Consider the following 11,859-nt stretch of genomic DNA (forward strand, 5'->3'; position numbering starts at 1 on the left):
CAGGAATTTCAAGACGATGACAGGCGATGAAAACAGTGGCGCAATGGTTGAGGGCGAGGACACCTCGCTTCTGATCGTCGATGACGACAAACCGTTCCTGACCCGTCTGGCCCGCGCCATGGAAACCAGGGGGTTCGTGGTCGAAACGGCCGAGAGCGTCGAGGAGGCGGTCGGCAAGGCACGCGCCAATCCGCCCGCCTACGCGGTGGTCGATATGCGGCTTGGCGACGGCAACGGCCTCGACGTCGTGGCCGCCATCCGTGAGAAGCGCGAGGATTCCCGCGCGATCATCCTGACCGGCTACGGCAACATCGCCACCGCGGTGACGGCGGTGAAGCTCGGCGCCGTCGACTATCTGTCGAAGCCGGCCGACGCCGACGACGTCTTTGCCGCGCTAACCCGCACGGCCGGCGAGCGCGCCGCGCCCCCGGAAAATCCGATGTCGGCCGACCGCGTGCGCTGGGAGCACATCCAGCGTGTCTACGAAATGTGCGAGCGCAACGTCTCCGAGACCGCGCGCCGCCTCAACATGCATCGCCGCACCCTGCAGCGCATCCTGGCCAAGCGCGCGCCGCGCTAGGAGCGCGATGCGCTGAGCATTCCTTCGGACCGGTTTCTGCTTACGGGGAAGCATCCAATTGTCGAACTCGGCCCCGCCCCTCATTGCCCTGCCGGGCATTTCTCCCCGTATAGTGACGGGGAGAAAGAGGCTGGCCGCAACGCTGGCGCCCATTCCGCAACGCTGGCGATTGGCGAAACCGGCGATGACAGCGTCCCTCTCCCCGTCACTATACGGGGAGAGGATGCCGGCAGGCAGGTGAGGGGCGGCGCCAGCGTTTGGAAAGGCAACGGAGGGTGACATGCGGGACTTGAAACAGCGGCCGGGTTCCGTCTTGCGCGAATTTCTCGACAGCGAGGCGGCCGGCGGCATCATGCTGATGGTAGCGGCGGCATTGGCCTTGATCGTCGCCAACTCACCGCTCTCCGGAACCTATTTTGCCGTCCTCCACGCCTATCTCGGCCCGCTCAGCGTGTCGCATTGGGTCAATGACGGGCTGATGGCGGTATTCTTCCTGCTCGTCGGCCTTGAGATCAAGCGCGAGATGCTGGACGGCCAGCTCTCGACCTGGCCGCGCAGGGTGCTGCCCGGCATCGCGGCGGCCGGCGGCATGGTGGTGCCGGCGCTGGCCTATGTCGCCATCAACCGTGACAATGCGGGCGCGCTGTCCGGCTGGGCGATCCCGACCGCCACCGACATCGCCTTCGCCCTCGGCGTGCTGTCGCTGCTCGGCAGCCGCGTGCCGGCCTCGCTGAAGATCTTCCTCACCGCCCTTGCCATCATCGACGATCTCGGCGCGGTCATCATCATCGCGATCTTCTATACGAGCGGCCTGTCGCTTGCCTATTTGGGCGCCGCCTTCGCGGTGATCGCCGCGCTTGTCGTGCTCAACCGCATGCGGGTGATGAGCCTCGTGCCTTACCTCGTGCTCGGTGCGATCCTGTGGGTGCTGGTGCTGAAGTCGGGCGTGCACGCCACGCTTGCCGGCGTGGCGCTGGCGCTGACCATTCCGCTCGAACGCACCGCCGGCATCGAATACGATCTCGACCATTCGCCGCTGCACCGGCTCGAGCACGGCCTGCACGCAATAGTGCCCTTCGTCGTCATCCCCATCTTCGGCTTTGCCAACGCCGGCGTTTCGCTGGCGGGCCTCAGCGTCGGCGCGCTGTTCGAGCCGCTGACGCTCGGCGTCGCCGCCGGCCTCGTCGTCGGCAAGCTGGTCGGCGTGTTCGGCTCCTCCGCGCTTGCCATCCGCTTCGGTCTCGCCGACCTGCCGGCCCATGCCGGCTGGCTGCATATGATCGGCATCTCGCTGCTGTGCGGCATCGGCTTCACCATGAGCCTGTTCATCGGCCTGCTCGCCTTTGCCAGCGACGTCGCGCTGCAGGACGCGGTCAAGGTCGGCATTCTCTCCGGCTCCCTGGTCGCAGCACTGCTCGGCGCGGCCGTCCTGCTGATGGCGCCGGCGGCGAGCGGGGCGGATGAGGGCGAGGAGTAGGGGTCCACAAGCGCAGGTTCTATGAGGCAGCCTACTCGCTCTCCCCCTCCAGCGCCGGCACGGCCACTCCGGCGAGTTCCGCCGCCAGCAGCCGCGCGGCGCCGGCCCGCGCGATCCGCAGCATCAGTGCCTTGCGCGTCGCCGCCGCCATGCGGTGCTCGGGCGCCTCGCGCAAAATCTCGGCGCCATAGCCGTCGGAGAGGATGAAGCCGCATTCTTCGGGAAAAATCTCCGCCGGCACGCCGGGATGGGTGGCGAAGAAGAAGCGATCCGAGTGCAGCCGGTAGTCGGGCCATTTGCGGTCGACGCGAAAATCCTCGACCGAGGACTTGATCTCGATGATCCAGATGTCGCCCTGGCGGGTTAGCGCCACGAGGTCGGCGCGGCGGCCGGTCGCCAGCGACAGTTCGGGCAGCACATGCGCGCCCATTTCGCGGAGCAGCCGCTGCACCCCGCGCCGCACCAGCATGGCGCGTTCGGACTGGCGGCCATCGATGAGCGGGTTCAGGGGAATCGGTGAGATGATTGGCATGACGGGACCATGCCAGATTTTGTTCACGATTTGAACCCGTACCGCTCATTTGGTGGCCACCCAAATCAATGGGTGCTCGATGGCATGAGCAGGCACGGAGAACCGTATGGCCACCTTCACTTTCCGTGATGGGTGAACGTGGCGGAACGACCTACGGCGCGGGAGAAGGCCCCGTCGTTTCGATCGTAATCGGCACGCCCTGGCGCAACGAGTTGCTGACCGTCGAAACCGCGCTGGCACGGTCAATGATCCTTTGGGGATCGGACCCATCCAAGGTCTCGCAGGAAACCGTCATCCTTGCTGCGGTCGCCAGCAGGGGCTTGCCGTCGAGATCAAGCCTCACCGAGACGGCGATCCTGCCGAGTTTCACGCCGATCTCGTCGGCGACATAGCGAAGGTCGTTGCAGAAGCAGCCGCCAATCGCCAGCGCCAGCAGCTGGCCGCCATTGAAGCCCAGGCCCATGCCGCCGGCCTTGCCCTCGGGTCGGTCGACGACGATCGTGTGGCCGCCGGCCCAGCCCATGGCGGCTTCGGTGCCTTCGACATTGTGCAGTTCGACAGTCATCGAGACCATCGGCATCCCCCCGTAGTCGAGAGGCTTCGGTGCCTTCGACCAGCACGGATCTATGCGACCGTGACGGCTTTATCGCCGAGCGGAGCGGTTCCCGCAATGTCATCGATGATCGGGCAGTCCGGCCGGTCGTCGCCATGGCAGGCCTGGACGAGCTTCTGCAGGGTCGATCGCATCGACTGCAGCTCGCGCACCTTCTCCTCGATCGCCCTGACATGGGCGGTGGCGATCTCGCGCACGTCGTGGCTGGCGCGGCTGCGGTCCTGGTAAAGCGCCATCAGCTGGCGGCAATCGTCGATGGAAAAGCCCAGGTTGCGCGCGCGGCGCAGGAAGGTCAGCCGATGAACGTCGTCGCCCGAATAGTCGCGATAGCCATTGCCGGCGCGCGCAGGCGCGATCAGGCCGATTTCCTCATAGTAACGGATGGTCTTGGCTGGCAGACCGGAGCGCTGGGCGGCGTCGCCGACATTCATGGCTGTTCCTCGATTCTTGCTGGCCCGAGAGTCATGGCCATTGAATTTCCTTCACAATCCGGTAAGGCCTGTTGCCGAAATGCCGCAGTTGCTGGCTTACCGGCAGGTGAGGTCTTGCATATAGGCATCGCGTACTTGGCAAGCAAAGCAAATGCCAGCATGAATGATGGCAAGAAGCGGCCGACTCGTGCCGCGGACGTTTGGCGGGGCACGGATCACCTCATGCGCATGAAGTCGCTTGCAGTAATTGCCGCACTGGCGCTGTCGACCGCACTCGCCGGTTGCAGCACCATTGGCGGGCAGATATTCTCCAACGACTATGGCGCGGTGACCGACGCCGGCTACCAGCTGCCGCGCATCCCGATCGAAAAGGTGCCCGCGAAGTATCACCGGCAGGAGGTGAACTACGACACCAAGGAAAAGCCGGGCACCATCATCGTCGATACGCAGAACAAGTTCCTCTACTTCGTCGAGGGTGACGGCCGGGCAATTCGCTACGGCATCGGCGTCGGCCGCGAGGGCTTCGAGTGGCATGGCACCGCCCATGTCGCCATCAAGCGCGAATGGCCGACCTGGACGCCGCCGTCGCAGATGATCAAGCGCCAGCCGGAACTCGCCAAGTTCGCCGGCGGCATGGAGCCGGGCCTGAAGAACCCGCTCGGCGCGCGCGCGCTGTACCTGTTCAACAAGGGCGGTGACATGGGCTACCGCCTGCATGGCAGCCCGGAATGGAACTCGATCGGCAAGGCGATGTCGTCGGGCTGCATCCGGCTGATGAACCAGGACATCATCGACCTTTACGATCGCGCCGAGGTCGGCGCCAAGGTCATCGTTCTCTGACCGTGACCGCGAGGTTCATGGTCAAAACCGTTCGTACGCGGACCGTCTAGGCAACAACGGACGTCCCCAACAAAAAACCGGGCAATTCGGCCCGGTTTTTTGTTGCTTGCATTTGAGAATCGTCGCCGCGCTCGGCGAAGGCGAACGGTCAGGCGACCTGTTCGACCTGCTGGACCTCGGGAACGAAGTGGCGGAGCAGGTTCTGGATGCCGTGCTTCAGCGTTGCCGTCGATGACGGGCAGCCGGCGCAGGCGCCCTTCATGTGCAGGAACACAGTGCCGTTCTCGAAGCCGCGGAAGGTGATGTCGCCGCCATCCTGGGCCACTGCCGGGCGCACCCGCGTGTCGAGCAGCTCCTTGATGGTGATGACGAGTTCCTCGTCGGCCTTGTCATAGAACTCGCCGGTCTGGCTGGTCTCCGCGGCCGGGCCGGCGTTGGCCATGACAGGGGCGCCGGACATGAAATGCTCCATGATGGCGCCCAGGATCGCCGGCTTCAGATGCTGCCAGTCGGGGCCGTCCTTGGTCACGGTGATGAAGTCGTAGCCGAAGAAGACGCCGGTGACGCCCGGTATTTCGAACAGCCGGCCGGCCAGCGGCGAGGCCGTCGCCGCACTATCGGCATCACGGAAATCGGCGGTGCCATCCAAAAGCACTTCCTTGCCGGGCAGGAATTTCAGCGTCGCCGGGTTTGGCGTCGATTCGGTCTGGATGAACATGGCCGTCTCCGTGCCCGTCTCGGGCAGATAGTTTGGAATAATTCTAAATAAGCTCTATCGGCTGGACATTCAAGCGAAACGCATCGCCCGAATGGCTGGCTGGCGGAATGTTTTTGCGACTCCTGCCAAGCACTATGAAGTGTGTCGAGATTCGGGTCAGGCCGAGTCGAAAATGGTGGTTTCCGAGAACCGGAGCGGAGCGTACTTGAAGTACGTGAGCACCGGAAGCGCAGGAACCCGGCATTTGTAGGCCGGCATCACCCGAATATCGATACACTTCAGGCGAGGCTGTCGATCTCCTCGTCCGACAGGTTTTGCGGCACCACGGTCACCGGGATAGGGAAGGCGGCGCCCTTGCCGGCCACCGCGCCGACCAGCGGCCCGGGCCCTTCCTTGCCGGCGCCGGCCGCCAGCACCAGGATGGCGATATCCTGGTCTTCCTCGATCAGCTTGTGGATCTCTTCGGTGGGCTTGCCCTCGCGCACCACCATCTCGGGTTCGATGCCGAGCTTCTGGCGCACCTTGTTGGCATAGCTGTCGAGCGCGGTGCGTGCGGTGGCGGTCGCCTCCTCGCGCATGATCTTCTCGACGCCCAGCCAGTGCTGGAAATCGTCCGGTTCGATGACATAGAGCAGCACCAGCACGCCGCTGGTGCTCAGCGCCCGCTTCGAGGCGTAGGCGACGGCGCGCTCGCATTCGGGCGTATCGTCGATGATCGCCAGGAACTTCCGGCGATGTCCGGCTTCGCGGCTGAGGCGTTTGGAGACCATGTCTATTTACTCGATGTCATTTCGGCCGCAATCTGCCACTGCGGCTGACCGGCGGCAAGCCGCCGGTCTTTGGCCGGTATGGTGCGGGGCATAAGGATGCGGATCAGTCCTGCAGCAGCCCGATGATGTCGCGCACCGTCTTCATCGTCGCTTCGGCCAGCACGCCGGCGCGCTCGCCGCCGTCCCGCAGTACCGCGTCGACATAGGCGCGGTCATCGGAAATGCGGCGCATTTCGGCGGCGACGGGAGCCAGTTTTTCGACTGCCAGGTCGGCCAGTGCCGGCTTGAACACCGAAAACTGCTGGCCGCCGAACTCCTTCAGCACCGCCTCTTTCGATATGTCCGCAAGGCCGGCATAAATGCCGACCAGGTTTTCCGCTTCCGGCCGGGTGGCGAGGCCGTCCACTTCGCTCGGCAAGGCTTCCGGATCGGTCTTGGCCTTGCGGATCTTCTTGGAGATGGCGTCGGCATCGTCGGTCAGATTGATGCGCGACAGATCCGACGGGTCCGACTTCGACATCTTCTTGGAGCCGTCGCGCAGGCTCATGATGCGCGCCGCCGGCCCGCCGATGACCGGCTCGGTGATCGGAAAGTAGCCGTTCACAATTTCCTCTCCGACCTGCATCTCGACGCCGACGCCAAGACCGGCGATGCGGTCCGAAAAGTCGTTGTTGAATTTCTGGGCGATGTCGCGCGTCAGTTCCAGATGCTGCTTCTGGTCCTCGCCGACCGGCACATGGGTGGCGCGGTAGAGCAGGATGTCGGCTGCCATCAGCGAGGGATAGGCAAGCAGGCCGAGCGAGGCGTTCTCGCGGTCCTTGCCGGCCTTGTCCTTGAACTGCGTCATCTTGTTCATCCAGCCGATGCGCGCCACGCAGTTGAAAATCCAGGCGAGCTCGGCGTGCTGCATCACCCGCGACTGGTTGAACACGATGTGCTTCTTCGGATCGATGCCGGAGGCCAGGAATGCCGCGGTGATGGAGCGCGTCTGGTCCTTGAGGTCGTCATAAACCAGCTGGGCCGTCAGCGAATGCAGGTCGACGACGCAGTAGATGCAGTCGGACGTCTCTTGCAGGGCGACGAATTTCTTGATGGCACCGAGATAGTTGCCAAGATGCAGATTGCCGGTCGGCTGGACGCCGGAGAAGACGAGTGGCTTGAAGGCGGACATGGTTTCCTCGTGGCTTGTGGAGGGCCGTATAAGCGTGATTCCGAAAAGTTGCAGACTTTTCGGAGCCAATCACGCGGCTGGAAACCGCGTGCGGCGAAAGTCTTGCGACGGCGCGCTTATGGACGAACATGACGCTGCGATCAAGACTGCTATTGCAGTCGGGCTGCCCGGCCTACTCGTCCAGCTCGGCGTTTACGGCCGGTGGTGTCGCTTTGCCTGAGCCGCGCTTCACATTGCGGCGGATCATGCCGAAATCGGCGCCGCCGCTGGCAAAGGCCGTGACGAAGTAGAGCAGCGCCCCGCCGGCCACCAGCCCCAGCAGCGTCGTCGCCTTGACGACCAGCGGCGAGCCGGAGCCGAGGCTGGCGCTCAGCCAGTGTTCGGCGAAATAGAGGGCGACGCCCATCACCCCCGCCGAGAGCACCAGACGCGGAATGCGCTTCAGAAGCGGCACGTCGCGGCCCCAATGGCCGCGCCGGATCAGCACCCCGAGCAGCATCAGCGCGTTGACCCAGCCGGCCACCGCCGAGGCCACGGCGATGCCGGGCGCGCCCATCCTCGGAAACAGCGTCAGCGCGGTGGCGACGTTCACCGCCACCGAGATGGCGGCGAAGATCATCGGCGTGCGTGTGTCCTCGCGGGCGAAATAGCCCGGGGTGAACGCCTTGATCAGCACGAAGGCCGGCAGGCCAAGCCCGAAGATCGCCAGGATCGCCGCCACGACAGGCGTCGAATGGTTGGCGGCGAACGCGCCGCGCTCATAGACCAGCCGCACGATCGGCTCAGACATGACCCAGAGCGCCACCGCAGCCGGCAAGGTCATGAACAAGGTGAATTCGACCGAGCGGTTTTGCAGATTGGCCGCCTCGATCAGATTGCCCGACTTCAGCGCCCGCGACAGTTCCGGCAACAGCACGATCGCAACGGCGACGCCGACCACGCCAAGTGGCAGCTGGTAGACGCGGTCGGCATAGGCGAGCGAGGAGACGGCGCTGTCCTGCGCCGACGCGATGGCGGTGCCTATCAGCTGGTTGATCTGGGTGATGCCGCCGGTGATCGCCGCCGGCAGCGCCAGGATCAGGAGCCGCTTCACGTTCGGCGTCATCTTCGGCCGGCGGAAACCGATCGAGATGCCGGCGTTGCGAACCGCCACCCAGACGATGGCGAGTTGCACGAGGCCCGCCGCCAGAACGCCCCAGGACAGGCTGAAGCCGACGGCATGCGCATCCAGCCCATGATACCAGGCATAGCCAAGCACGCTGATCAGGATGATGTTGAGAAAGGCAGGCGCGATCGCCGCGGCGAAATAGCGGCGTAGCGAATTCAGCATGCCCGCCATCATGGCGGCCAGCGACATGCAGATGAGATAGGGGAACATGATCGTCGCCAGAGTGACGGTCGTCTCGAACTTGCCCGGCGTGTCGGCGAAACCCGGCGCCACCAGGTAGCGCACGATCAGCGGCATCGCCAGTTCCATGGCGATGGTCAGCGCCAGCAGCGCCGTGAACAGCACCCCGAACACTTCCTCTGAAAAGCGCTTGGCGCCGTCGGTGCCGTGCGTCTCGATCTCCTTGGCGAACAGCGGCACGAAGGCGGCGTTGAAGGCGCCTTCGGCGAACAGCCGGCGAAAGGTGTTGGGAAATTGGAAGGCGGCGTTGAAGGCGTCGGCCACCGGTCCGGTGCCCAGTGCTGCCGCCATCAGCATCTCGCGGCCGAAACCGAGCGCGCGGCTCATCAGCGTGCCGGAAGCGACCGTAGCGAATTTCTTGACGAGGCTCATGCGTTTGGAGACTGCCTGCGCGATTGGGACAAAGTGATGGTGGCGCTCACTCGGCGGCGGCCCTGGTCCTGCTGCCGCGTTCGGAGGCCGTGCCCTCGAGCGTCGCCGTCAGCCGGTTGCGGATGGTGGTGGTGCGTGACGGGCTGTCGATCTTCTGGCCGGTGAGGTCGGTGACATAGAACGTATCGATCACCTTTTCGCCGAAGGTGGTGATGTGGGCCGACGCGATGTCGAGCGACAGGTCGGACAGCGTTCCGGTGATCTCCGACAACAGGCCCGGCCGGTCCAGCCCCTCGACCTCGATCACCGAAAATCGGTTCGACAGCGTGTTGCGGATTTCGGCGCGCGGCGCGATCCGGAAGACCTTGGCGCCGCGCTTGGGCTTGGTGCGCTTCTCGATCATCTCCGGCAGCCAGCTCTTGCCCGACAGCACGTCCTCGATCAGCCGCCCGACGCGCTCGGCACGCCGGCGCTCGTCCTCGTCGCGATCGAACTCCCTCGAGATCAGGATCGTGTCCAGTGCGCGGCCATCCGAGGTGGTGAAGATCTGCGCGTCGACGATGTTGCCGCCGGCCGCCGCACAGGCGCCGGCGATCACCGACAGCAGGCGCGGATGGTCCTGCGCCAAAACGGTGATCTCGGTCACCGCCTCGAACTGGTGCGTCTTGACCATGGTGGCAAGCTTGTTGCCGGACGCATCCGTCTCGCGGATGAATTCGGCGTGGCGAAGCTGGTCCGGCAGGTCGACGGTCAGCAGGTAATTCTCATAGTGCAGGCCGACATAGCGTTTGCGGATCTTGTCGGGCCAGCCGGCGAGCGCTTCGGCCAGGCACTCGCGCGCCGCCGCCGTGCGCTGGGCGCGCGACACTTCCGAGAAGCCGCCGGTGAGCAGCAGCTCGGTCTCGTAGTACAGCGTGCGCAGCAACTGGCCCTTCCAACCGTTCCAGACGCCCGGTCCGACGCCCCTGATGTCGCAGACGGTGAGGATGAGAAGCAGCTTCAGCCGCTCGACGGACTGCACGATCGAGGCGAAGTCCTCGATCGTCTTGCGATCGTTGAGATCGCGCGTCTGCGCCGTCATCGACATGACCAGATGGTTCTCGACCAGCCAGGCCACCGTTTCGGTGTCGGCGGTCGAAAGTCCCATATGCGGGCAGATGCGCCGGGCGATCCGCGCGCCGGCTTCCGAATGGTCCTCCGGCCTGCCCTTGGCGATGTCGTGCAGCAGCACGGCGACGTAGAGCGCCTCGCGGCTCTTTCTCAGTCCCGGCATCAGCGAATGCGACAGCGGATGCACCTTCTCGCCGTCGCCGCGCTCGATCTCGGCCAGCACGCCGATGCAGCGGATCAGATGCTCGTCGACCGTGTAGTGGTGGTACATCGAGAACTGCATCATGGCGACGATCTTGCCGAAATCGGGGATCAGCCGGCCGAGCAGCCCCGCCTCGTTCATGCGGCGCAGATTGAGCTCGGCGTTGCGGTCCGAGGTCAGGATGTCGAGGAACAGCCGGTTGGCCTCCTCGTCGCGTCGGAGCGATTTGTTGACCAGGCCGAGCGAGCGGGTGAGCAGCTTCAGCGCGTCGGGGTGAAACTCCAGCCCGTGCTTGTCGGCGAACCAGAACAGCCTGAGCAGATTGACCGGATCGCGCTCGAACACCTGGTCGTCGGCGATGTTGATGCGGTGGTTGTCGACGATGAAATCCGACGTGCCGGCAAGCTTGCGCTTGCGGCGCTGGAAGGTGAGGAAGATGCGGTTGAAGCCCGGCACATGCTTGGCCTGCTCCTCTTCAAGCGCGGCGCAGAAGATGCGGGTCAGGTCGCCGACATCCTTGGCGACGAGGAAATAGTGTTTCATGAAGCGCTCGACCGCCGACAGGCCGGGATGCGTCGTGTAGCCCAGCCGCTCAGCAATCTCGCGCTGGATGTCGAAATGCAGCCGCTCCTCGGCCTTGCCGGTGAGGAAATGCATGTGGCAGCGCACGGCCCACAGGAAATCCTCGGCCTTCTGGAATTCCCGGTACTCGGCCTGCGTGAAGACGCCCTTCTCGACCAGCTCCTCGCCGGTGCGCACCCGGTAGAAATATTTGCCGATCCAGAACAGCGTCTGCAGGTCGCGCAGGCCGCCCTTGCCGTCCTTGACGTTGGGCTCGACCAGATAGCGGCTTTCGCCCGCCTTGGCATGGCGCTCGTCGCGTTCGGCGAGCTTGGCCTGCACATATTCCGGTCCGGTGGTGCGCACCACCTCATGGTCGAAGCGCAGCATCAGTTCGTCGTAGAGCTTCTGCTCACCCCACAGGAAGCGCGCTTCCAGGATCGAGGTGCGGATGGTGATGTCGGTGCGCGACAGCCGCAGGCATTCCTCGATGTTGCGGGTCGCGTGGCCGACCTTCAGCCCCAGGTCCCACAGCATGTAAAGCATGTATTCGACTGTCTGTTCGCCCCACGGCGTCTGCTTGTAGGGCAGCAGGAACAGAAGGTCGATGTCGGATCCCGGCGCCAGCGTGCCGCGCCCATAGCCGCCGACCGCGACGACGGCCATGCGTTCGGCGACCGACCGGTTCTTTACCCGGTAGACATGGGTCGCGACAAAATCGTAGAGCGCCCGGATCAGCTCATCCATCAGATGTGACAGCCGCTCGGCGCAGGCATTGCCGCCGCCATCCTGCTTCAGCATGGCCTCGGCTGTTTTGCGGCCCGCGGCGAGCCGGCCCTTGAGAAGCTGGAGAACCCCGGCGCGGGCGGCCGATCCGGAGCCGTCCCCGCCCGTGGCCGCCGTCAGCGCGGTCATCTCGCGGCGCAAGGCGTCGCCGTCGATCAGTTCATCGAGCTTCAGGGAGATTTTCGCCATGGTACCGGTTGGCCTTGCCTTTTGGGCGGCGTCTATAGCGCGTTTCCGCGGCGCTGGGTATGGGGGCGGGTTGACGCGTTTCCATGGCGCGGGACACCC

General features: G+C 64.8%; 11 protein-coding genes. 3 read left to right on the forward strand and 8 right to left on the reverse strand.

The features are described 5' to 3' along the window. The first annotated feature begins 16 nt into the window (after positions 1-16). The gene (locus ACIU1A_RS30750) at positions 17-580 is read left to right on the forward strand and encodes an ActR/PrrA/RegA family redox response regulator transcription factor (protein WP_140497143.1); all 564 of its coding nucleotides are present in this window, start codon (positions 17-19) and stop codon (positions 578-580) included. Positions 581-860: 280 nt separating this feature from the next. Then, positions 861-2,057 (forward strand): Na+/H+ antiporter NhaA, encoded by a 1,197-nt coding sequence (nhaA, locus tag ACIU1A_RS30755; protein WP_404926048.1) that lies wholly within the window; start codon positions 861-863, stop codon positions 2,055-2,057. A 31-nt stretch (positions 2,058-2,088) separates the two neighbouring features. Here the strand turns inward: nhaA and ACIU1A_RS30760 are convergent, their stop codons facing one another. The 3 genes from ACIU1A_RS30760 to cueR form a co-directional block, all read right to left on the reverse strand. Further along, positions 2,089-2,589, reverse strand: coding sequence for an MmcB family DNA repair protein (locus tag ACIU1A_RS30760; RefSeq protein ID WP_140513550.1), 501 nt, complete (start codon positions 2,587-2,589; stop codon positions 2,089-2,091). A 151-nt stretch (positions 2,590-2,740) separates the two neighbouring features. Continuing rightward, on the reverse strand, positions 2,741-3,163 hold the full coding sequence (locus ACIU1A_RS30765; RefSeq protein ID WP_404926049.1) for an OsmC family protein: 423 nt from the start codon (positions 3,161-3,163) through the stop codon (positions 2,741-2,743). A gap of 50 nt (positions 3,164-3,213) precedes the next feature. Next, a complete protein-coding gene (gene cueR, locus ACIU1A_RS30770; protein ID WP_404926050.1) occupies positions 3,214-3,633 on the reverse strand; it encodes a Cu(I)-responsive transcriptional regulator in 420 nt (139 codons plus the stop codon). A gap of 222 nt (positions 3,634-3,855) precedes the next feature. Here cueR and ACIU1A_RS30775 point away from each other — a divergent pair, with 222 nt between their 5' ends. Next, complete coding sequence (locus ACIU1A_RS30775; protein WP_140497135.1) at positions 3,856-4,473, forward strand: L,D-transpeptidase; 618 nt, start codon at positions 3,856-3,858, stop codon at positions 4,471-4,473. 148 nt (positions 4,474-4,621) lie between these two features. Here ACIU1A_RS30775 and ACIU1A_RS30780 read toward each other — a convergent pair whose 3' ends face one another. The 5 genes from ACIU1A_RS30780 to ACIU1A_RS30800 all read right to left on the reverse strand — a co-directional run bounded on the left by ACIU1A_RS30780 (position 4,622) and on the right by ACIU1A_RS30800 (position 11,760). Then, the gene (locus ACIU1A_RS30780; RefSeq protein ID WP_140728835.1) at positions 4,622-5,191 is read right to left on the reverse strand and encodes a NifU family protein; all 570 of its coding nucleotides are present in this window, start codon (positions 5,189-5,191) and stop codon (positions 4,622-4,624) included. Positions 5,192-5,469: 278 nt separating this feature from the next. Continuing rightward, positions 5,470-5,961 carry a universal stress protein gene (locus ACIU1A_RS30785; RefSeq protein ID WP_140497131.1) on the reverse strand — a complete coding sequence of 164 codons (492 nt, stop codon included), beginning with the start codon at positions 5,959-5,961 and terminating at the stop codon, positions 5,470-5,472. 103 nt (positions 5,962-6,064) lie between these two features. Next, entirely contained in the window at positions 6,065-7,132 is a 1,068-nt protein-coding gene (trpS, locus tag ACIU1A_RS30790; RefSeq protein WP_140497129.1) for a tryptophan--tRNA ligase, read from the reverse strand. A 172-nt stretch (positions 7,133-7,304) separates the two neighbouring features. Next, the gene (murJ, locus tag ACIU1A_RS30795; RefSeq protein ID WP_140497127.1) at positions 7,305-8,912 is read right to left on the reverse strand and encodes a murein biosynthesis integral membrane protein MurJ; all 1,608 of its coding nucleotides are present in this window, start codon (positions 8,910-8,912) and stop codon (positions 7,305-7,307) included. A gap of 46 nt (positions 8,913-8,958) precedes the next feature. Next, a complete protein-coding gene (locus ACIU1A_RS30800) occupies positions 8,959-11,760 on the reverse strand; it encodes a [protein-PII] uridylyltransferase (protein WP_404926051.1) in 2,802 nt (933 codons plus the stop codon). Positions 11,761-11,859: the final 99 nt, after the last annotated feature.

It is taken from the genome of Mesorhizobium maamorense (assembly GCF_044998965.1).
Classification (GTDB): domain Bacteria; phylum Pseudomonadota; class Alphaproteobacteria; order Rhizobiales; family Rhizobiaceae; genus Mesorhizobium.

What these genes read in the sequence shown, in the direction of transcription:
- ACIU1A_RS30775 (WP_140497135.1), top strand. Translation starts at nt 3,856, where the DNA reads ATGCGCATGAAGTCGCTTGCAGTAATTGCCGCACTGGCGCTGTCGACC.
- ACIU1A_RS30800 (WP_404926051.1), bottom strand. Translation starts at nt 11,760, where the DNA reads ATGGCGAAAATCTCCCTGAAGCTCGATGAACTGATCGACGGCGACGCC.
- ACIU1A_RS30765 (WP_404926049.1), bottom strand. Translation starts at nt 3,163, where the DNA reads ATGGTCTCGATGACTGTCGAACTGCACAATGTCGAAGGCACCGAAGCC.
- ACIU1A_RS30760 (WP_140513550.1), bottom strand. Translation starts at nt 2,589, where the DNA reads ATGCCAATCATCTCACCGATTCCCCTGAACCCGCTCATCGATGGCCGC.
- cueR (WP_404926050.1), bottom strand. Translation starts at nt 3,633, where the DNA reads ATGAATGTCGGCGACGCCGCCCAGCGCTCCGGTCTGCCAGCCAAGACC.
- ACIU1A_RS30750 (WP_140497143.1), top strand. Translation starts at nt 17, where the DNA reads ATGACAGGCGATGAAAACAGTGGCGCAATGGTTGAGGGCGAGGACACC.
- trpS (WP_140497129.1), bottom strand. Translation starts at nt 7,132, where the DNA reads ATGTCCGCCTTCAAGCCACTCGTCTTCTCCGGCGTCCAGCCGACCGGC.
- murJ (WP_140497127.1), bottom strand. Translation starts at nt 8,912, where the DNA reads ATGAGCCTCGTCAAGAAATTCGCTACGGTCGCTTCCGGCACGCTGATG.
- nhaA (WP_404926048.1), top strand. Translation starts at nt 861, where the DNA reads ATGCGGGACTTGAAACAGCGGCCGGGTTCCGTCTTGCGCGAATTTCTC.
- ACIU1A_RS30785 (WP_140497131.1), bottom strand. Translation starts at nt 5,961, where the DNA reads ATGGTCTCCAAACGCCTCAGCCGCGAAGCCGGACATCGCCGGAAGTTC.
- ACIU1A_RS30780 (WP_140728835.1), bottom strand. Translation starts at nt 5,191, where the DNA reads ATGTTCATCCAGACCGAATCGACGCCAAACCCGGCGACGCTGAAATTC.